Below are 22,082 nucleotides of genomic sequence, written 5' to 3' on the forward strand. Positions count from 1 at the left end.
ACAGGAGTCTGGACTTGACTGTTTATTGGGAGATTAAATATAATTTTACATTTAATTAACAGATATTTTATAGACTTAATATGAGATCAATAACTAGATGATATTATGTCTTTATTGAAAGGTTATAACATATTGAACCATTTCTTTTAATTAAAGTTTTCAAATAGCTTGATGACTTTAGTACACGACTGAAAATATGAGCAGGAAAAGAGGGACAAAGTTTGCTACTAATCATAATTTGTGTAGGCGTCATTCTTTGGTTAGGCATCGTTGAAAAACGAAGACATTCTGACAGATTAGCAAAGATTCCTATACGTATCAATATTAATGGCATCAGAGGTAAATCAACAATCACCCGCTTGATTTACAGTATTTTACGGGAAGATAAGTACCGTGTGATTGGTAAAACAACTGGTACAGACGCGCGTATGATGTACTGGTTTACGCCTAGAGAATATCCTGTATACAGGAAACCTCAAGGAGCAAATATTGGTGAGCAACGAGATATCGTAAGAAAAGTTGTGAAACAAAATGCGAATGCATTAGTAAATGAATGTATGGCTGTCAACCCTGATTATCAAATTATATTTCAAAAAGATTTGGTGAAGGCTAATATTGGCGTCATTGTAAATGTTATGGAAGATCATATGGATGTGCTTGGACCAACATTAGATGAAGTTGCTCAAGCATTTACCGCTACGATCCCTTATAAAGGGCATTTGATAGTTATGAAAGATGACTACACTCCCTTTTTTGCAAAAGTTGCCAAAAGACGTAAGACAAAGTTAATCGTTGTTGATAAGGATGAAGTACCAGAATCCTATCTGAGAAAATTTGAGTACATTGTCTTTCCAGATAATGTGGCTATTGCAATGGGTGTGGCAGAAGCCTTAGGTATTGATCGTGATACGGCGCTAAGAGGTATGCTTAACGCTCCGCCAGATGTTGGCGCGGTTGAAGTAAAATACTTTAATGCAAATGAAACTACAAACGTATACGTCAATGCTTTTGCAGCCAATGAACCACAGTCTACTAAAGCAATTTTAAATAAGGTAGAATCTTACAATTACCCGTACCAAAAAATTGTGATTGTCTTAAATTGTCGTGCTGACAGAGTAGATCGAACACGACAATTTGCTGAAGACTTTGTAAAAGATGTACCGTTCGATACATTAATTTGTACTGGAAAGAGCACACAAATGGTCACTGAAGTGATGCATGATTTGCCTGACAAAAAATATTTAAATTTTGAAGGCAAAAGTATAAAAGAAGTTGAACATGCGCTTTACACAGAATCTAAAAACGCATTGATATTTTGTGTAGGTAATATTCACGGACCAGGTAAACAAATAGCGCAATATATAGAAGGGATAAATTAATATGATAGGTTCAGAGTTATATTTTTCATTATTTGTAGGCATTGTTCTTAGTCTTATCTTTGCCGAAAAATTTGGTATTAGTCCTGCTGGTTTAGTCGTTCCAGGGTATCTAGCACTCATTTTTGATCAACCCATTATGCTACTATCAGTCTTAATCATTAGCTGTATTACATACTTCATTGTTAATCATGGTATAAGTCGCTTCGTTATATTATATGGACGTAGAAAATTCGCTGCTATGATATTAACAGGCATGGTATTAAAATTTGTATTTGACTTAATTTATCCAATAACACCGTTTGAAATGGTTGAAATGTCCGGTATTGGTGTTGTGATTCCTGGTATTATTGCGAACACAATACAAAAGCAAGGCGTCGTTATTACCCTATCCACATGTATGTTACTAACATGTATTACGTACGTTATCTTATTCTTTTATAGCTTTATTAATTAGTAAGGAGCAGAGATATGAAGCAATCCAAACGATTTTCTATAAATGAGCGTGTATTGAAATGGACAAAACGCCATAAAAAAAGAAATTCCATATATACCGGCTTAATATTGCTTGTTGCACTTGTTTTATTAGGATTTGTTTTAAAAAATCAAGATTTTGTACCTGTTAAAGCTATGGAAAAAAATGGAGAAGAAATCAAACTGACATATTTAGGTAACGTGGAATTAAATAAACATATAAGAAAAAATGATTTAAATGATACTTTTAGTTCTATTAAAGACCTTTTACATGGAAGTGATTATTCAACAGCCAGTTTGAAGTTATCGGATTTTTCAGATGATAGAAAAACCAACATTCATAAAAATTTAGAAAATGTAATGTTTTTAAAAGGATTAAATATAAAAAGTTTAAATATTATTAATCAAGTTACTGATAATATTACTGCTAGAGATTTTAGTAGAGCTGTTGAAGCACAAAATGGTTATAATTTTTTAACTGGAAATGGCTCAAATCCAATTAATAGTAAAACGGTACAACAAACAATAAAAGGCAAGAAAATTGCCAATGTATCTTTTACAGATATTGAATCTGACTACGCAGATCCGTTAAAAAATACTACATCCATCAGTTTAGAACCCAATATCTATATACCGATAATAAAAAAATTAAAAGAAAACAATGATTACGTGGTTGTTAATGTAGATTGGGGCATGACAGATGAAAGGTCTGTTACGACAAGACAAAAACAATATGCACATTCTTTAGCAGACGCGGGTGCAGATACTATTATTGGTCATAATACCGTAGTTCAAGAAATTGAAAATTATAAAGACACAAATATTTTTTATAGTTTAGGAAATGTAACTTCAGAAGATTTCTTATCAAAAAATAAACAAGGTTTAGCTGTTCAGCAAAATTGGAATGGTGAGCATTCAAAATTTATGGTAACGCCTATCAAATCAGTAGGCGGTAAGCTAACGAAAGCTACACCGAACAAGATAGAAGAAACCAAATTATTAAATAACATCAAAGGTGAAAACGTCGAACTGAAAAAAGAGAATGGAGGTTATGTATATGAACATTAAAGATCATTGGGTAAGTCTTACAATAATTACAGTCATTCTTATTATCACAATATTAATTGTATTCGCGAGAGCAAACGAAGGTTTAGATCACTATGAACAAAATGAACTTAAAACTTCGCATCATCAGTATTTATCTAAAGGAGCATAACTATGAGTATTTATAATAAAAAAACGCTCATCGTAATACTACTCCTTACTATTATCATTTCTTTTATGTTTTTTTTAGTCACGAAAAAAGATAATTATAATAAAGATGATTTATATGAGAATAAAATCGCTGATCATCAACATGATGCATCAGATAAAAATTACGGTGTTGCTTCAAATAATCCGATTGCTAAACGTGTGGGAGAAAAAATATTGAAAGATGGAGGCAACGCAGTGGATGCCTCTATGGGTGTTTCTTATGCTTTAGCTATTACGGAACCACACTCTTCAGGGCTTGGTGGCGGAGGTGCAATGTTAGCTTATGATGGTCAAGAAAATGTAGCACCAAAACAGTGGCAATACAAGGACATCTCTTCGTTTAATTATAAACAAAAGGACCAAGTTGGCGTGCCAGGTTTCGTTCGAGGTATTGATGATGCGCATAATGAAGCGGGAAAGATGGACAAAAAGAAAGTGATGAATTATGTTATCCCTTTAGCTGAAGAAGGATTTGAAGTAGATTCAGAACTTGAAAGAAGTTTGAAGTTATATGGCTCAGATGTGGATAGAGATTCACCTTTCTTTGATGGCGCACAAACCAAAAGAGAAGGTGATGTTATCAAGCAACCAGCTTTAGCGAAAACCTTAAAAGGTATTAGAGATAACGGGCCAGATTATTTCTATGATAAAGTAGGAAAAAGCGTCTCTAAACAAATGGATAATAAATTAACAGAAAAAGATTTTCAAAGTTATAAAACAGAGAAAAAAGAACCAGTTAGTACACAATATTTAAATAATACGGTTTATGCTGCATCCAATCCTTTAGGAGGTACACTGATGTTACAAGGCTTAAAAATTGATGAAGCAACAAATAGCCAAACAGCATCAAATGACCGGTTAGATTATATTACTGGTATTTTAAAATCTAGAAATTTAATGTATGGAAATAGAGATATTGTCAACGGTCAAGATGAAGACTATGATGAATATCTTTCTCAAGGTTATATTTTAGATAAATTAAACAAAATCAATGTTAGTAGTGATTTCAATACAAATAATGTTGATAATACAAGTACAACGCATTTTGTAGTAGTTGATAAAAACGGAGAAATAGCAAGTACTACCAATACACTAGCGAGTTTCTTTGGTTCAGGTGACTATATGAAAGAAGGGTTTTATATGAATGATTCATTAGGTAACTTCTCTTCTGATCCTGCAAGTCCAAATTATGGTGAGAAGCATAAGCAACCACGGTCATTTACTTCACCTAGCATTATAGTTGGACCGGATTATTACATGGGCATTGGCACACCTGGAGGAAACAAAATACCTACTACATTAAACGAAGTGATTATCGACTATTTACGTGGTGACGGAACATTACAAGAATCGATTGATAAACCACGTTTTTACAACGATAATGGCAAGGTATTTTATGAAAACGCAACAAGTAAACAAGACATAGATATATTTAATAGTTTAGGTTTTGAAACTGAAGAAAAACGTAATGACCCTAACTTTGGTAGCGTCCAAGCTGCAGTTTATAATAAAAATGATAAAACAGTAGAAATCGGTCATGACGTCGGGAATAGATAATATTGCTTTAGGCAATAGATATTAAAATATAAAAAGATGACGTTCTTTTGAGTGATTAGAACGTCATCTTTTTTATGTTTGAATAAAACGACTGCGTGTCATTTGTGGATTATGCTTTTTGTTTTTGAGTAAAATAGTTATATAGTGTACGGACAAAGATGATAACTACAACGATGGCGCCCACGTATCCAACGAATGGGTAAATAATCGAAACGAGTTCTCCAAAAGGTAACGTACCACAAATAATAAATATAATGCCTAGTACAACTGTGACAAGTACGCCTAATTTTGAAGGAACCAATTTCATAAATTCATTTTTTACTAACCAATACATAGGTGCAGTTGTAGAATAAATACCTAATAAAATACATACTGAAAACAATAGCGCGATAAACGGTGCAATGGTATTACCTAGATAAAGTACTGGTACTTCTAAATCAAATACATGATTTGAGTGTACGAGTAGCGCGATAATCATCACAATGACCGTTAACATTAATACCGCCCCACCAATAATACCTGTAACGCCAGCTTCCTTTTTACTATTTGATTGTTGGCCAAGTTGTGAGAAGAAAATACTTCCAGCTAAAATGTTATAACAGAAAAAGAGTCCGCCAGATTGCCACCAATGATTGGTTGGTTGTAAGCTTTTTGCGCTTTCAGGTAAATAGAGCATATTAGATAGGTTACCGATATTTGAGAAGAAGACAATTAAACAAATACCTATTGTTAAAATGACAATAATTGGGCCAACAGTACCAATAATATCAACTAATTTATTCAACCCTAAAATTACTGTAAGCATTGCTACCACACCCATACCTAAGACGCCAACTAAATTTGGTAAATGAAATTGTTCTGCTACAACGGCGCCTGTGCCAGCAATCATAATAACTACAATGCTAAAAATGAAAACAATTGTAAAATATTCAATAATTGTTCCTACAATGTTACCGCAATAATACTTAAATATTCGACCTGGTTGCTTTAATTGAAGGTCGTAACCCTTCATCATTAATGTTGAACCAAGTAAGCAAAATAGTACTGCACTCACTAAAGCACCCAATATACCGTATACACCAAAAGATGCAAAAAATTGCATGACTTCTTGTCCAGTAGCAAAACCAGAACCAATTAAGTAAGCGATATAAGCACCGCTAAGTTTAATGATATTTGTGATTTTGATTTGTTGTTGCATAGTTGTCCCTCCCATTTATTACCAACCTTGACCAGCAATGTCGTAATCATTTAATTTTCCAGATTCTAAGTCTTCAATGGCAGATTCTAAAATATTTAACGCTGTATCTAGTTCCTCATAAGTTATGACTAAGGGTGGCTGGAAACGGAGTACATTTTCAGCTACTGCAATAATAACAACACCATTATCGAAACAACGGTTACAAATTTTCAGTGCAGCTTCACCATCACGCGTTTTATTTTTTTTATCAGAAACAATATCTATACCAATAGATAATCCTTTACCTCTAACATCCCCAACAGATTCAAATCGTTCTTTCCATTGATCCATATGCTGACGTACATAGGCGCCTTTATCAGTACTGCCTTGCAGCAGATTTTCATCTTCAATCATACTAATTGTGGCTAAAGCAGCTTCACAACTTACTGGGTTTGCACCAGTAGTAAATAAATGCGCAGGGGCATCTAATGTATCCATTATTTCGGCGCGACCGACAATGGCTGACATCGGTAATCCGCCGGCTAAAGATTTACCAAAAGTAATTAAATCGGGCTCGATATTATAATGCGTCACCGAACTCCATTTTCCAGTGCGTCCTAAACCTTGTTGGATATCATCAACAGCCAATAAAATACCGTGAGACTTACATAAATCTTGTAATGCTTCAAAATAGCCTTCAACTGGTTCTAATAATCCACCATCCCCTTGAATCGTTTCAATAACAATACATGCGACTTCTTCAGCAGGTACATATTTTTCAAACATTTCTTTAAGGGGGGCTAAGTATTCTTCCACAGTATTTACATTTGGGCTACCAAACATACCTCTGTATTTATCCGGAAAAGGAATATGATAAAATCCAGGTAACATCGGACCGTATTTTTTTCTCATATTAAGACTGATAGCAGACATGGATAATGAACCATAAGTAGAGCCGTGATAAGCATTAACAAAACTGATGATATAAGGTCTGCCTGTATAGGCGCGAGAAAGTTTTACGATACCATCGTTTGCATCTGAACCAGAAAGTCCAAAAAGTACGCGCTTTTCATAATTTCCTGGAGCAATTTCACAAAGTTTTTTTGAAAGTTTTACTAGAGGCTCATGATACATATAAGCAGGTGTGTAGTGAATGAATTTATCTACTTGTGATTTGATCGCTTCTGTTACTTGTTTAGGTGCATGACCGACATTTTGTGAACTAGCACTAGCAAGTAAGTCGATATATGTATTCCCATCAACATCTACTAATGTGGCACCATACCCATGAGAAATAGCTAGTGGATAATATTTTATGCGTCCTGGTTTTGCAAAATATTGACTATCCTGATTGATTAATTGCTCTGATTTTTTCATTTTTTCCATAATTCAAATCCTCCCACGTTTTGTTGCATATCATCTGATTTAAAAGTTGTAAAAACTTAAATAAAAGAATTCACTTTTAGTCCCTTTTTATAAAGTGAATTTGTGTTGTTAAGCATTTTTTATACGTTTGCTTTCATTGTATTTTCTAATAACGATAGAATGCTGATACGTATGAATATACTAAGAAAATTCCGAATTGTAAATATATTCTGAAAATTTAAAGTTGAATAACGCTAAAAATATGTAATATAACACATATAATCTTTGGGGATTAGATTTGTGATAATAGAAAGTGTGTTCAATTTACGTTTGTAGTTATTTTATTTAATGCAAAATTAAGCGCTAGGATGACTTTTGTAAACTGAAATGGATAGTTAGTTTTTAAGGGATTTTTCGTTTATAATAATAAAGAGCATGATTCGTTTACGATACAAAAACGAAATCATGATTATTTTTGAAATTAGAGATAGATGTCTGAATAAAAGTAAGCTTGTATTATACTTTTAAAGCTCTAAGTCTCAATTTAATTTATTAAGTTAGTGACACTTATGCATAAGCCATGGCTCACGTAACTTTTTAACCTAATCTCTTTTTATATAAATAGCATTTAGGTGAGAGATTAGTTCGCTGTAATTGATAATGATTTTCAATTATAGTATCTTTAATGTGTAATAGTTTAGCAAATTAGTTACGTTTACGCGTATTAATAATATTTAGTGAATGATGTAAAGAGGGAGTTTCTGATGGAAAATAGTAAGTTAGAAGTTAAGGATTTAATAAATATTGGACTCTTTACGGCAATATATTTCATTTTTATAGCACCTCCAGGCATATTAGGCATTATACCCATCTTCATGTTGTTGCTTCCTGCAATGGTTGGTTTAGTAGGTGGTATACCTATCATGTTGCTTATTTCAAAAGTTCAAAAGTTTGGTGCATTATCTATATGTGGTATTATAGTTAGTTTGATATTAGCTATTATGGGCCATCCTTGGATAGCTTTAGTGTTTAGTGTCCCCGTTATACTGATTTCAGATGGCATAATGGCTTGGGGACATTATAAGAATTGGAAACAAAATTGTTTAGGCTATATTATCTTTTCATTTTGGCCAATTGGTACTTTTATACCATTTTACTTTATGAGAACTTCATATTTATCTTTTATTCAAGAAAAATATGGTGTTGAATATGAGACGACTGTTGCTGGTTTGTTTTCAGTTGAAATGATACCCGTTATTATTATTACCACGGTTATCGGTGCAGTGATTGGAGCTTATATCGCAAAAATGATTTTAAAAAAACATTTCAAACGTACAGGTATGATTTAATATGTATAATCACATAATCCGACAAGACCATTTATTTAACTTAGATCCTAGAATTAAAATTGGCCTCATACTGATGATTTCTCTTGTTGCCTTAACAGGTGGAGTAACAGGTATCGAAGTTTATATAAGATTACTATTAATGTTCATACCACCATTACTACTAATATGTATAAAACAATATACAGTAGGGTTAATTATCTTGTGTTTAACCATCTTAGCTTGGTATGGAGAGGCTTTTGTAATTATTGATCACAATCAAGTTGCAACTTTATTAATTTTTGTACCTTCGGGTATTGTTACACGGTTTTTACCGTCTTTAGCAATGGGATATTATATTTTTAAAACTACACAAATTGAAGTCTTAATAGTAGGCTTGGAACGGTTAAAATTATCTAGAAAGGTGACTATACCCATTGCAGTCATGTTTAGATTTTTACCAACAATCAAAGAGGAGTCAATTTCCATCAAAGACGCTATGAAAATGAGAGGCATATCATTGAAATTTGCTTTTATAAAACCTATTCAATACGTTGAATACCGCGTGGTTCCATTGTTAAACAGTGTCGTGAAAATTGGTAATGAATTAACGATTGCTTCAATAACACGAGGCTTAAATTTAACACATCAGCGTACATCCATTATTTCACTTAACATACGCTGGTTAGATTGGTTGTTTTTGATGATAACACTGTTACTTTGTATTTTTTATTATGTAGTGTGAGGGTAGAATATGATTCAATTTAAAGATGTATCTTTTAGATACGAAGCAAACGAACAAAATATTTTGAACGATATTAACCTTACTATAGATGATGGAGAGGTTATTTGTTTAACTGGTGCTTCAGGGTGTGGAAAGACGACTGTAACAAGGATGCTTAATGGTATTATACCTCATTTTTATAATGGAGAAATTGACGGCCAAATTTTAATGAATGATAAGGATATACAACTTCAAGAGGTATATGAATTAACGCAACAAAGCGGTTCTGTTTTTCAAAACCCAAGATCTCAATTTTTTTGTTTGAATACAACGAGTGAGTTAGCATTTGAACTGGAGAATTATGGCACCCCAGCTAATGAAATTAAACAACGTATTAATCAAAGCGTAAAGCAATTTAATTTAGAACATCTTTTAAACAGAGATATATTTAATTTGTCAGGTGGAGAAAAACAATTGCTTGCTTGTAGTGCGATTCAAGTATATGGACACAAACTGATTATCTTAGATGAACCATCTTCAAACCTGGATTTTAATACAATTTTAAAGTTAAAACAAATGCTTAAAATTTGGAAATCTGAGGGAAAAACCATTGTAATTGCAGAGCACCGTTTACATTATTTAACTGAAATTGTAGATCGCTTTATTGTTATGTCGTATGGATCAATAAAGAAAATATATAATAATCAGCAATTTAATCGTTTATCACATGTACAGTTAACCAATTTAGGTTTACGAATGATTCATTTGCGTCAATTAAAGGCAAAATCTAGCCTCAATAGTAGAAATGGATATTTGAATTTACATCGTTTTTATTTTAAATATAAAAGAAATCAGCCGTTAGCGTTAAATATAGATGATGTTCATATTAGTAAAGGCAAGGTAACAACAATTATTGGTCGAAACGGGTCAGGAAAATCAACATTAGCACGTGGTTTAACTGGGGTTGAGAAAAAATTTAAAGGCACAGTGGATTACAATCAAGTAACGTTAAAACCGCGTCATAGACTGTCAAATGTATATATGGTATTTCAAGATGTTAACAATCAATTATTTGCTGAAAGTGTAGAAGAAGAGTTGAAGTTAAGTAACCCAACATTAGATGATGAGATGATTAGACGATGCCTTAGAAATTATAGTATCTCGGAACATTTACAAAGACATCCGTTATCATTATCAGGTGGAGAAAAACAACGCTTAGCAATAGCTAGTGCAGTTGAAACTAAACGAGAAATATTAGTTTTCGACGAACCTTCAAGTGGGTTAGACGGCCACCATATGAGAGAGATGAGTAAAATTATCAATCGTCTGGCATATGAAGGGCACACAGTGTTAGTTATCACACACGACTACGAAATGTTACTGTCTTGCACAGATGAAATTTTACATTTAGAAGATGGAAAAGTTAAAGCACAATATGAAATTAATAACGATACTATAGAGAAATTACAAACATTTTTTAATATAATATAAACATTTTGAATAAGTTTAAAAACATACGCTTGTGATTGTTATATAAGCGAGATAGAAATCATAACTTTTTATTTGATTTCTATCTCGTTTTTTTATTGTCTATTTTGTATGATTAAACGTTTGGGAACATAATGTATTGGATTTCTGATGTATTCATTCTGATAGTTAACGGATCATGATGACAATGCATGCTTAGTTTAGAAAGTGGATGATTTGATTTGTTAATTTGTTCTAGTATTTTTGGGTCAATATAACTCAAATCAAGATTATTTGGTATTAAATGAGAAATGATACCATGGTTTTGGTTGAGAATACGCGTATAAACAGGAAAGTCACTGATAAAGTTATGCATAATATTTGCTACTAAATAGGATTTTTCTGTAGAAGAAAAAAGTTGATTATATAACAATACATGCGTATGATATTTTGATTTACCTATAATGCCATTTTTAAATTTGACTATATTCAGATTTAAAAATGGTTTCAACAGACTTAAAATGTGTACAAGCGGCATAGTACTATGAGTACGATTAACAAACATAAATTGATCATCATCTTCAGAAAAATATGGAAAAGCAAAGCCTTTGATGGAAGATTGAAATTCAATTAAAGAATGGAGTAATAGAATATGTGATGATGGTGACATGTCATTATAATAATGCTTTAGTGTTTTATGAGTTATACAACCTAATATAATTTTATTAGCCAACGTGGGATGTATGCGTCTTAAAAACAATGTGACTACTTGATGTATATCAAAATCATTTTTTGAATTAACCCATTTTGTTGAAATGATGTTACCTAATGTTAACCAATCCATATCGATGAAATAAAAATCTGCTTTTAGGGCGCTCATGCGTTGCGAAAGTTTGGATAAAATGCCTCCATTTTCAATTAAACGATCAATATTTACGCCACACTCGATGCTCGGAAATTGGTGCTTAAATTTTTGAATCAAGCTTTGAGTTTGTAATAGTGTATGTTGATTAGTGACAAAGAGCAAACTGACGTGTGAGAGGCTATCATTAACAGTTGATAATGAATCCAGTATTTTAATGATTTGATAATCAATAGTCTGAGATAATGATGAATTATCAACTTTCAATGTTATATCATAACCTTGATTAGTTAACCGTTTTAGGACATTAAATACTTTTTGATACTCTAGTTTGTTTAAATGATCGAAACCAGTATGAATAATTATTAAATTTGGATTTGGAATCAGTGCTTTAATCTTATATTGGAGATCGTACTGATTGAAAGATAGCAGCATATGCCAATCTTCAATTTTTATAAAAGTGTGCATCATATTAAATTTTTCATTGTATTTAAGTTTATCTAAAATAATACGGTTAGATGAGATATATTGTTGATGGGAAAGATGATGTAATTCAGTAATAGTTTGAGATAAATTCGGCGTTTTTAATGAAACTTGATAAGGTTCGTTAAAACGATTCTTTCTAAACTGGTAAATATAGTGTTTAGGTGGTACATTGACATAAGTTTTAAAATTTTTAGAATATGTACTAACATTTGTAAAACTATATTTCGTTGCAACATCGTAAATGCTTTGTTCTTCTTTTAGTAAATCATGTAATGATAATGCAATCTTAAGTGAACTTGTATATTGCTTAAAATTCATATTTAATATTTTAGAAAATAATATGGAGATGTAGGACTGTGAAATATAAAAAACATTGGAAACTTGTTTTGTAGATAAAGACGCATCAATATGTTTATGTACATATTGGGTTAAGCGTTGAACTAAAGGGTGTTTTGTATATAAGTATGGCAAATATGGATGTTTTAAATTAACTCTTGCTTCTTTTAGTAAAAAATCAATAATATTTGATATATAAATATTCATAACAGCTTTATCTTGAATATTATCATGTAATTTTTGCAATACTAAATTTCTAAATTGCTCTGCATATTTAATTTGTTTAAAGTCAAAAAATGCGTTAGCAATGGTTTTATCTTTTTCTACAAATAAAGGTAATGGAATTTTGAGTTCTACAAGATTTTCAACATCAATGTATTGATATAAGTCTGCATTGTTAATAATACATCCGTTATTTATAGTTATTACGGCCCCATTTAAATTTATTTTGCATACTTTATTTATAGGAATTAAAATAATAATCTCATTTATACATCGCTCTAATTCAGTTGTATAATGATTCCTAATAGACAGAGAACTAATCACAAATATCACCTTTACTTTATTATGTGAGACTCACATTAAATTATTAACGTTATTGTACAATTGACACTGAAAAAATAGTTGAGTCAAAAGGGAAGATTATTATAGTGATAGTTTGAATTAATAATTCGTACTTTAAGAATTTACAAAAAATGAAAAAAGTTAATTTTGATTAATAAAAAGACCTGATGAATTAAAAATAGTGTTAATTGGTCACAAACTAATAAAAATTAAGATGAAATTAAAAAGTTTTATGATAACGCTTGCAAAAATTAACATAAGTATTTACAATGAATCGTGTTGACATAAATAAGTCAAATTATTACTTATACGTTTAAGGTGAGTGTCATGGCAAACAATAAACCTACGCTACATGATGTAGCAAAAGTTGCTGACGTATCTATTGCAACAGTTTCAAATGTATTAAATAACAAAAGTACCGAACTAGGTATAAAGACAAAACAAAAAGTGCTAGACGCGATTGAAAAGTTAAATTATGAACCCAACCATTTTGCAAGAAGTTTAAAAACGGGCCAATCTAACCTGATTGTTTTTATTGTACCTGACCAAAATCCTTTTTTTACAGAAATCCTGACAGAATTAAACAACGAATGTCAAAAACATCATTTACATGTAGCTGTCGTTTCATCAGAAGAAAATGAACTCAAACAACAAGCATTAATCGAAACTTTTATAGGTCAAAATGTAAGCGCTATTATTTTAGTTCCTGTGAAATCTCGATTGAATCTAAAAAAAGAGTGGCATCAAACCCCTATCTTGACTATAGATAGGAAAATATATGGAGAAGCATTACCATCTATAAGTGTTGATAATGAAAAAGCAGCTTTTAATGCAACACAAAGGATAGTTGATAGCACGTCTGAAAATATAGGTTTGCTACTAGCGAATCCCGATATTAGCACAACGTCAGAAAGAAAAAGAGGGTATGAACTAGCTTTAGCTAAAAATAACATTACAATAGATCAACAACTTATTTATTATAGTAATCAACAATTAGGTACAGATGCGCAAATTGATAGTGGTTACCACGCAACAAGAGCGCTGATTTATCAGGGCGTTCGAGCTATAGTAGCAACGAACCATTTATTGTTGTTGGGTGCTTTACAAGCTATAAAAGAAAGCGGAAAGAAAATAACCGAAGATATTATCATTGTTGGCTTTGATGATAGTTATTGGAATGAAATTTACACGCCGAAACTATCTGTAATTTCACAACCAACAAAAGAAATAGGGCGTGTCGCTGGGGAAATGATTCATAATCTTATTCAAGGTAAAGCGGTTGCTTCAGTTGAACTGTCTACAAAATTATTAATTCGCGAATCTTGTTCTTTTGTTTCAGATAAATCATTTTGACTAAAAAGAAGATACTTGCAATATTATTACCTGTAGTTGGCGACTGAACCTTATAAGTGATACTTACTTAGTTATTCAGAAATAACACGCATTATTATAAATACGGGCTTAAGAAATCAAGTTTTTGTTTTCCATCCCGTTTGTTTCATAGCCAAAACTTAAACGTTTAAGCTGATTTATAAGTCTTATTAAAATAAAGGGGGAATTAGTTTGAATAACGAGACGATTTCTAAAAATAGTATGAAAACATGGATGGGTATTCCAAGAATTATTTTTATAGCACTTATTGCTATATTTATTTTTATGACAGGAGACGGTATTGAACAAGCGTTTTTATCAAAGAATATTGTTGATATAGGTTTTTCAGGTGGCCAAGCATCTTTAGTATTTACTGTTTATGGTGTGATGGTTGTTGTTGGATCATGGCTTGCCGCTGTTTTATCTGACGTTTATGGACCGAAAAAAATCATGGCTTTAGGCACTATAATATGGTTAATATTTCATGTGTTGTTTTTAGTGTTTGGGTTAGGAATGGAAAGTCTGCCAATGATGCTTGTTTTATATGGTATTAGGGGATTAGGCTATCCATTATTCTTATACGGATTTTTAGTGTGGGTAACTTATATCACTGATAAAGCTAGATTAGCGACAGCTATTGGATGGTTTTGGGCAATGTTTTCAGTAGGCATGGGTGTTATTGGTACCTACTTACCTAGCTTTACAATTCCTTTTATGGGATTTAATGGAACATTATGGATGTCATTAATATGGATTTTTGTCGGTGGTTTAATAGCGTTTATAGTTGTTGGTAAACATGATGTGAAACCAAATATAATGTTATCGGTAAAACAAAGATATTCAAAAGTTCTAAAAGATATAGGTATCGTATATAAAAACCCAGATATTATTAAAGTATTTATAGTGAGAATTATAAATCAATTATCTTTATTTGGTTTAGTTATTATATTCCCTGTGTTATTTACGGATACTATAGGCTTTTCAATGCAACAATGGTTATGGACATGGGGAACGATGCATGTCACATGTATTGTAGGTGATGTCATTTGGGGTGTTATTGCTGATAAAATTGGATGGAAACGCCAAGTTATGATATTTGGTTGTATCGGTTGTGGAATAACGACCTTATTATTCTATTATTTACCAATACTCAGCGGCGATGTATTTGCTATCGCAATTTTATGTGCTGTTTTATTTGGTATTACTCAGTCAGCGTTTGTACCAATTTTTGCTATTTTTACTGCATTAGAACCTAATCATATCGGTGCTACACTTTCTTCACATAATCTTGCTGCAGGATTAAGTAATTTTATCGCACCTTTAATTGCAACTATTATTTTACCGATATTCAATGAAGTAGGCGTAGTCTGGGCCTTTGCAATTTGTTATTTCGTCGGCGCAGGTATCACTTATTATATCAAAGTTCATCAACCGGGCATTGATGATAGTAAAATAACGCCATTAAATACCCAAACTCAAAACTATTAGAAAGGTAAGATATAAATGGAAAATGTTGTGCTTGGTATCGATTTAGGTACAAGTTCAGTAAAAATTATTGCTGCAAATAAGCAAGGGCATATCATTGATCAATCAAGCGTTCCTTTAACGTTGATACAGCCTTACCCTGGTTATAATGAACAAGACCCTGAAGACTGGGTGATTGCAGTTAAAGAAGGCATTAAAATTTTAATTAACCGAGAAACAATGAATGATAAGCAAATTAGTGGTCTTTCATTTTCTGGTCAAATGCACGGTTTAGTTCCTTTAGATCATGCTTATCAGCCTATTAGAAATGCAATTTTATGGAACGACACTCGAACATCTAAACAGTGTGAGGAAATAAAAAGTAAGTTTGGAAACACATTATTAAAAAACCCAATACTTGAAGGGTTTACGTTGCCTAAGCTTTTATGGCTAAAACAGAATGAACCAAAGCATTGGCGACAATTAAAGGTATTTCTGTTACCTAAAGATTATGTGCGTTATAAATTAACTGGAAATATATCTATGGAATATAGTGATGCAGCAGGTACGCTTTTACTTAACCCGAATACAAATGATTGGGATAGAGCAGTTGGTAATCAGTTGGGGCTTGGTGACATTTACCCACCGCTTGTACAATCTCATAGTTATGTCGGACATATTACTGAAGATATAAAAAAAGAGTTAAATTTAACAGAAGATATTGCAGTTTTTGCTGGTGGCGCAGATAATGCGTGTGGTGCACTGGGCTCAGGCGTGATCGATGAGGGGCAAACGTTGTGCAGCATTGGTACTTCGGGAGTGATTTTATCATGTACTCAGAGTAATGAAGATGATTATGGCTATAATATTCATTTCTTTAAACATGCTATGCCCAACATGTCTTATGCAATGGGCGTTACTTTAAGTGCAGGACACAGTTTGAATTGGTTGAAAGAGACATTTTTTAAGCAAAAGTCTTTTGATGAAATTTTGAATTTAGCGACAAAATCAGCCATTGGAGCAAATGGCTTATTGTTTGCACCCTATTTACAAGGAGAGCGCACGCCACACGGAGATGCATATATTAGAGGGAGTTTTATTGGAATAAATAGTAACACGAGTGAGGAAGATTTTTCGCGTGCCACTATTGAAGGCATTACTTATTCATTATATGAATCTATAGTATATATGAGAGCACGTGGTAGACAGATTGATGAGATTATTTCAATAGGTGGAGGCGCAAAGAATAGCTTCTGGTTACAAATGCAAGCTGACATTTTTAACGCTAAAGTTACTGCATTAAAATACGAAGAAGGGCCAAGCATGGGAGCAGCTATGCTAGCGGCTTACGGTTTAGGATGGTTTGAATCTATGGAAGACTGTACTGACACATTTATAGAAATAGGAACGTCTTATAAGCCTAATTTAGATAATCATAAATTATATAATCAATATTTTGAAATTTATAGAAAGATATATAAGCAAACAAAAGAAATAACACAAAACTTATTAAATATTAATTAACTTTAGGAGGAATTTGAAATGAATAATAACATTCCAGAAACGATGAATATTTCAATATTAAATAAACCTTTTGATATGGAGCTTAAAGAAGTTGAAGTACCTAAAATAGGTCCAACGGATGTTTTAGTGAAAGTAATGGCAGTAGGTGTTTGTGGGTCAGATGTTCACTATTATGAACACGGTAGAGTTGGCGAGTTTGTAGTCGAAAACCCTTTGATTTTAGGGCATGAATGTGCTGGTGTAGTCGCAGATGTCGGATCTGAAGTTACACATTTTAAGCAAGGAGATAGAGTGGCTATTGAACCGGGTGTACCATGTGGAGAATGTGAGTATTGCAAATCTGGTAAATATAATTTATGCCCTGATGTTGAATTTTTAGCTACACCACCGATTGATGGGGCATTTAGTCAATATATTAGTCATCCCGAAGGTTACTTATTCCATATCCCGGATGAGTTATCTTTTGAAGAAGCTACATTAAATGAACCATTTTCAGTTGGAGTTCAAGCATGTAAACGAGCAAATGTTCAACCAGGTTCCACAGTAGTAATTATGGGTATGGGCCCAGTAGGTTTAATGGCTGTTGTAGCGGCTAAAGCGTTTGGTGCTACAAAAATTATAGTGTCAGACCTTGAACAAATAAGATTAGAAGAAGCACTAACACTTGGTGCAACACACGCTATAAACATTAAACAAGAGGACGTAGCTACGCGTATCAATGAAATAACAAATAACAAAGGTGTAGATTATGCCTTTGAAACTGCCGGTAACCCTACAGCGTTACAAAACGCATTAGCAGCATTAAATAATGGCGGTACTTTAGCTATTGTTGGGTTACCTCAACAAGAAAATATCGAATTAAACATACCGTTTATTGCTAATCATGAAATTAATGTTGTTGGCATTTTTAGATATGCTAATACTTATCCTATGGGCATTGAAATGTTATCATCTACTACTGCGGACTTAAATACCATGTTCACTGATTCATACGATTTAGAAGAGGCGCAAGAGGCTATGGAAAGAGCGAGAACGAACAAGAGTGGCTCATTAAAAGTGATGGTATACCCAAACGGAAAATCAAATAAATAGTTCATATAAGAAGATCTAAAACCACTGCCTGAAAGTGGTTTTAGATCTCTTTTCAAATGAGTAAAATTTTACACATTTGCTGAGAATGTAGTGCAATACCATTAGTGAAAATGGGTGCATAAAGTTTAATTATGGGAATGGAATATAACTATGATGATAGATGGCACTACAAAACTTAAGCACAATACATTCTCTTAGAATATTATATAACTTATAATATAGTGTTACAATATAAAATTCATAAAAACCTAAAATGAAATAAATGTGATGCATTTTAAATAAAATAGAGCGACAAATTTGGGGTTTAAAGTTTTTGAAGTCATTCACTTATTTTTTTGATAGAGTTCAATGGTTTTATACAAGAACAATAAGAAAGAGACAATTAAAAATAATGTGAATAACCCATTAAATATATCATGATTGAAAAACTGAAATATAGTTATTGTACTAAGGGTTTCTAAAAAGCTTGAACCAGTTGTTTGAATTTCTAAAAAGTCAAAAGAAAATAGAATTAACGTAATGATTAACATATAACCAATTGCGATAAAAAAGAGACTTAATAAATCAAATAGAAATGTTTTTCTCATAACAAACTGCCTCCTCTCTTACTTTTCTTATAACCGAATTAAGGCGTATTAATGCTATATTTGAAAAATTTACAATAAATTAATATAAAGGATAGTTAAATCAAGCAACTTTAGTTTTTTAGAATAAATAATTGTTGAAGAAGAAATTGTTTTATTTTACTAAAACGTGTTAATGAATATATAAGTGTGTAAATAGAAAGGGAGGTTCGTTATGTATAAAGCAATTATTTTTGATGTCTATGGAACACTATTTGATATGTCCTCTTTAAAGAAAGATATGGTTCAGTTTGATGATGCGCAAGCAACATCAATTTCTAAATTATGGAGAAAAACGCAATTAAATCACATGTTTTTAAAACAAATTATGCAACGTTATATTCCATTTGATGAATTAACAAAAGAAGCGTTACGTTATACAATGGAGAGCCATGAAATACAATATAATAGGGAAGATGTTAATCAATTATTTGATTCATTTTTAGATTTAGAATATTTTGAAGAAGTTCCCCAAGTGGTATCACTATTAAATAGTAAAGAGATTGATGTCGGTATATTATCAAATGGAAATGACAATATGTTAATGCCATTGATTGATAACTCTGAGTTAGGTGATTATATTAACACGGTTATAAGTGTAAATGAAATTAAACAATATAAACCAAGTCCAGCGAGTTACGCATTAATATTAAAATATTATCATTTGAAGAGAGAAGATATCTTGTTTGTTTCTTCTAATTCATGGGACGTTACAGGTGCAAGTAATTTTGGTTTTGATACTGTTTGGGTCAATAGACATAATGAGCTTTTCGATTTTAATGGACAGACACCTACAATAACGGTTAATAATTTAAACGAAATAGTTAATTGGTTAGAAATAAAATAGAAAAAATTAAGCTATAGTATGACGAATTGATAGAAAAAAGGACGAGACATTTAATAAACGTCTCGTCCTCTTATAATCTTTCTAGGACATAAATAATGTTTCATCCTAGGATAGCCTATAGCCATTCCTACAAGAAGCGAGGTTAGGAAACTTGTTAGAAAAGATATCATTATCTATACGCTTCTATTCATATTAATTAGCATTATTTAAATACTGTGGTAATAATTGACTATATAAATCTATAAATTTAAGGTAAGTATGCTTATAAACATATTCATCGACTTGGTGTGCTTGCCCAGTTTCGCCGGGGCCATACATAACAAATGAAAAGTTGTCGTCTTTGTCTTTCATTAAATATGATTCGTCTGTAGTTGCAGTAGAAGATGTCACTTCTAAATCTCGGTCAAAGTATTCATCGCCTAAAGATTTAGCTAATTTTAAGAATTCATTATCCCCTTTAGTGTATACAGGATCACGATTGACATAAGGATTAACAGTGATATCAGCATTGCTTTCTTGTTCTACTCGATCTTTGATGCTGTTAAATAAATTTTCGAATTTATTGTTATCGTAGTCTGGAATTGTACGCATATTAAACAATGATTCAGCATAAGCTGGTATTGAGTTGACTTGATCTCCGCCAGTTATAATTGTAGAATTCATGGTCGGTGTGCCTAATAAGTCACTCTTAATATCTACTTTACTATATTCATTGTTTAAATAATGGATAAAATCTACTAAAGGATTAATAGCATTATAGCCTAGTTCAGGCATTGAGCTATGTGAAGATTTACCCTTGGATACAACTTGTATATCCATTGTCCCTTTATGTGTATACACAATACCATCTTGTGAAGGTTCTGCAATTAATAGCGCTTCTACATCATCCATGTAGCCTTTCTTATGTAGTAAAGCTGCGCCATTACTTGTTATTTCTTCTCCAGCTGTTGCCATAAATCGAATTGTACCTTGCTCTAATGTACCAGCTTCTTTAATTTCTATTAAACTAATTGCTAATGCAGCTAGTCCAGATTTCATATCTGCTGAACCACGACCATGTAATCTACCTTGGTCATCTTCTGTCAGTTTAAACGGATCATAATTCCATAAACTATCATCGCCTGTTGTGACAACATCCATGTGTCCTGAAACGCCGATGACTGGTTTCCCATTACCTATCTCAGCTACTAAGTTAGCTCGCGTAGATTCACCTTCTAGTTGTTCAATTTGGGTTTGGATACCGTGTTTATTAAATAGTTTTTCTAAGTAATGCGCAACATCAAGTTCTTTTTCATTTACAGATTGAATTTCAATCATATCAGATAAAATTTTAACACGTTCGTCACTTGAAAGTACGGACATACAAACACTTCCTTTTTGTATAAATTAATTCATAATCATACATACCACTATACTGAAATTTCAAAACTTGGGAAGTTGTTATAAAGTAACTTTTTTTATTAAAAAGTTGTGCTATACTTATATTGAATATGTTTACAAAGAAAAAGGAGTCATATTTATATGAATAAATGGGTAAGCAAACTTGTCACATTAGTTGGCGTGGCACTCATTTTATTTGCAATTTATTTATTTGCAAAACCGAAAATAGATGATTACTTCGCACAAAAAGACAATGAAAATAAAATAGAACATTATGATAAACATTCTAAAGAAAATAAAAATAAAAAAGTAGAAATACCTAAAGATAAAACTCAAATGGCAGGTTATTTATCAGTACCAGATGCAGATATTAAAACACCTGTTTATCCTGGACCAGCCACGCCCGAACAATTAGATAGGGGCGTGAGTTTTGCAGAGGAGAATGAATCATTAGATGATCAAAATATAGCGATTGCTGGTCATACAATGGTAGGACATTCGGATTACCAATTTTCTAGGTTACCTGAAGCCAAAAAGGGAAGCAAGATTTATTTTAAAGTTGGAGAAGCACAACGAGAATATAAGATTACAGAAATCTATGACGTAAAACCAGATGCGGTAGAAATATTGGATGAGCAACCAACGGACAAGAAGCAACTGACATTAATTACTTGCGATAATTATAATGAGCAAACGGGGGAGTGGGAAGATAGAAAGATATTTATTGCTGAAGCGGTGTAATTTTAATAATAAAAAGATAAAGCCTGTGTTCCAATAGCAACCTACTTTAGGTGCGCTTGAATACAGGCTTTTA

Annotated in this window: 19 protein-coding genes; 14 read left to right on the top strand and 5 right to left on the bottom strand. The window is 32.2% G+C overall.

Annotated elements, in window-relative coordinates:
* The first annotated feature begins 221 nt into the window (after positions 1-221).
* From pgsB to KA894_RS12795, 5 genes are read left to right on the top strand one after another with little or no spacing between them, the layout of a single operon-like run.
* On the top strand, positions 222-1,379 hold the full coding sequence (gene pgsB, locus KA894_RS12775) for a poly-gamma-glutamate synthase PgsB (protein ID WP_096808397.1): 1,158 nt from the start codon (positions 222-224) through the stop codon (positions 1,377-1,379).
* A 1-nt stretch (position 1,380) separates the two neighbouring features.
* Complete coding sequence (pgsC, locus tag KA894_RS12780) at positions 1,381-1,833, top strand: poly-gamma-glutamate biosynthesis protein PgsC (protein WP_096808398.1); 453 nt, start codon at positions 1,381-1,383, stop codon at positions 1,831-1,833.
* A 14-nt stretch (positions 1,834-1,847) separates the two neighbouring features.
* Positions 1,848-2,918: a CapA family protein gene (locus KA894_RS12785; RefSeq protein ID WP_103372605.1), complete on the top strand. Its 1,071-nt coding sequence runs from the start codon at positions 1,848-1,850 to the stop codon at positions 2,916-2,918.
* Positions 2,908-3,066, top strand: coding sequence for a hypothetical protein (locus KA894_RS12790; RefSeq protein ID WP_096808400.1), 159 nt, complete (start codon positions 2,908-2,910; stop codon positions 3,064-3,066). Before KA894_RS12785 ends, KA894_RS12790 begins: the two co-directional genes overlap by 11 nt.
* A 2-nt stretch (positions 3,067-3,068) precedes the next feature.
* Positions 3,069-4,661, top strand: a complete 1,593-nt coding sequence (locus KA894_RS12795; protein WP_096808401.1) for a gamma-glutamyltransferase — start codon at positions 3,069-3,071, stop codon at positions 4,659-4,661.
* A gap of 109 nt (positions 4,662-4,770) precedes the next feature.
* Here the strand turns inward: KA894_RS12795 and KA894_RS12800 are convergent, their stop codons facing one another.
* Positions 4,771-5,859 (bottom strand): YkvI family membrane protein, encoded by a 1,089-nt coding sequence (locus KA894_RS12800; RefSeq protein WP_103372604.1) that lies wholly within the window; start codon positions 5,857-5,859, stop codon positions 4,771-4,773.
* A gap of 18 nt (positions 5,860-5,877) precedes the next feature.
* Positions 5,878-7,215 (bottom strand): aspartate aminotransferase family protein, encoded by a 1,338-nt coding sequence (locus tag KA894_RS12805; protein ID WP_119487720.1) that lies wholly within the window; start codon positions 7,213-7,215, stop codon positions 5,878-5,880.
* Positions 7,216-7,967: 752 nt separating this feature from the next.
* On the opposite strand from KA894_RS12805, the gene KA894_RS12810 reads away from it, so the two are divergent.
* The 3 genes from KA894_RS12810 to KA894_RS12820 are packed head-to-tail and all read left to right on the top strand — an operon-like array spanning position 7,968 to position 10,743.
* Positions 7,968-8,552: an MptD family putative ECF transporter S component gene (locus KA894_RS12810; protein ID WP_115341929.1), complete on the top strand. Its 585-nt coding sequence runs from the start codon at positions 7,968-7,970 to the stop codon at positions 8,550-8,552.
* Between the two features lies 1 nt (position 8,553).
* Complete coding sequence (locus tag KA894_RS12815) at positions 8,554-9,273, top strand: energy-coupling factor transporter transmembrane component T (protein ID WP_103373593.1); 720 nt, start codon at positions 8,554-8,556, stop codon at positions 9,271-9,273.
* Positions 9,274-9,282: 9 nt separating this feature from the next.
* Positions 9,283-10,743, top strand: coding sequence for an ABC transporter ATP-binding protein (locus tag KA894_RS12820; RefSeq protein WP_115341931.1), 1,461 nt, complete (start codon positions 9,283-9,285; stop codon positions 10,741-10,743).
* A gap of 112 nt (positions 10,744-10,855) precedes the next feature.
* Here the strand turns inward: KA894_RS12820 and KA894_RS12825 are convergent, their stop codons facing one another.
* The gene (locus KA894_RS12825; RefSeq protein WP_207606677.1) at positions 10,856-12,949 is read right to left on the bottom strand and encodes a helix-turn-helix domain-containing protein; all 2,094 of its coding nucleotides are present in this window, start codon (positions 12,947-12,949) and stop codon (positions 10,856-10,858) included.
* A 345-nt stretch (positions 12,950-13,294) separates the two neighbouring features.
* Here KA894_RS12825 and KA894_RS12830 point away from each other — a divergent pair, with 345 nt between their 5' ends.
* From KA894_RS12830 to KA894_RS12845, 4 genes are all read left to right on the top strand, one after another.
* On the top strand, positions 13,295-14,320 hold the full coding sequence (locus tag KA894_RS12830; protein ID WP_096808407.1) for a LacI family DNA-binding transcriptional regulator: 1,026 nt from the start codon (positions 13,295-13,297) through the stop codon (positions 14,318-14,320).
* 210 nt (positions 14,321-14,530) lie between these two features.
* Positions 14,531-15,826, top strand: a complete 1,296-nt coding sequence (locus KA894_RS12835; RefSeq protein WP_229718971.1) for an MFS transporter — start codon at positions 14,531-14,533, stop codon at positions 15,824-15,826.
* A gap of 15 nt (positions 15,827-15,841) precedes the next feature.
* Positions 15,842-17,326 carry a xylulokinase gene (gene xylB / locus KA894_RS12840; protein ID WP_103373047.1) on the top strand — a complete coding sequence of 495 codons (1,485 nt, stop codon included), beginning with the start codon at positions 15,842-15,844 and terminating at the stop codon, positions 17,324-17,326.
* Between the two features lie 18 nt (positions 17,327-17,344).
* The gene (locus KA894_RS12845) at positions 17,345-18,418 is read left to right on the top strand and encodes an NAD(P)-dependent alcohol dehydrogenase (protein WP_115341934.1); all 1,074 of its coding nucleotides are present in this window, start codon (positions 17,345-17,347) and stop codon (positions 18,416-18,418) included.
* A 323-nt stretch (positions 18,419-18,741) separates the two neighbouring features.
* Here the strand turns inward: KA894_RS12845 and KA894_RS12850 are convergent, their stop codons facing one another.
* Positions 18,742-19,005, bottom strand: coding sequence for a hypothetical protein (locus KA894_RS12850; RefSeq protein ID WP_096808410.1), 264 nt, complete (start codon positions 19,003-19,005; stop codon positions 18,742-18,744).
* A 211-nt stretch (positions 19,006-19,216) separates the two neighbouring features.
* On the opposite strand from KA894_RS12850, the gene KA894_RS12855 reads away from it, so the two are divergent.
* Positions 19,217-19,888: a haloacid dehalogenase type II gene (locus tag KA894_RS12855; protein WP_096808411.1), complete on the top strand. Its 672-nt coding sequence runs from the start codon at positions 19,217-19,219 to the stop codon at positions 19,886-19,888.
* A 192-nt stretch (positions 19,889-20,080) separates the two neighbouring features.
* Here KA894_RS12855 and KA894_RS12860 read toward each other — a convergent pair whose 3' ends face one another.
* Positions 20,081-21,250, bottom strand: a complete 1,170-nt coding sequence (locus KA894_RS12860) for an ArgE/DapE family deacylase (RefSeq protein ID WP_210133995.1) — start codon at positions 21,248-21,250, stop codon at positions 20,081-20,083.
* A 159-nt stretch (positions 21,251-21,409) separates the two neighbouring features.
* On the opposite strand from KA894_RS12860, the gene srtA reads away from it, so the two are divergent.
* Positions 21,410-22,009 carry a class A sortase SrtA gene (srtA, locus tag KA894_RS12865; protein ID WP_096808413.1) on the top strand — a complete coding sequence of 200 codons (600 nt, stop codon included), beginning with the start codon at positions 21,410-21,412 and terminating at the stop codon, positions 22,007-22,009.
* The last annotated feature ends 73 nt before the right edge of the window (positions 22,010-22,082 follow it).

This window comes from Staphylococcus sp. GDY8P131P, from assembly GCF_017891975.1.
Taxonomy (GTDB): domain Bacteria; phylum Bacillota; class Bacilli; order Staphylococcales; family Staphylococcaceae; genus Staphylococcus; species Staphylococcus nepalensis.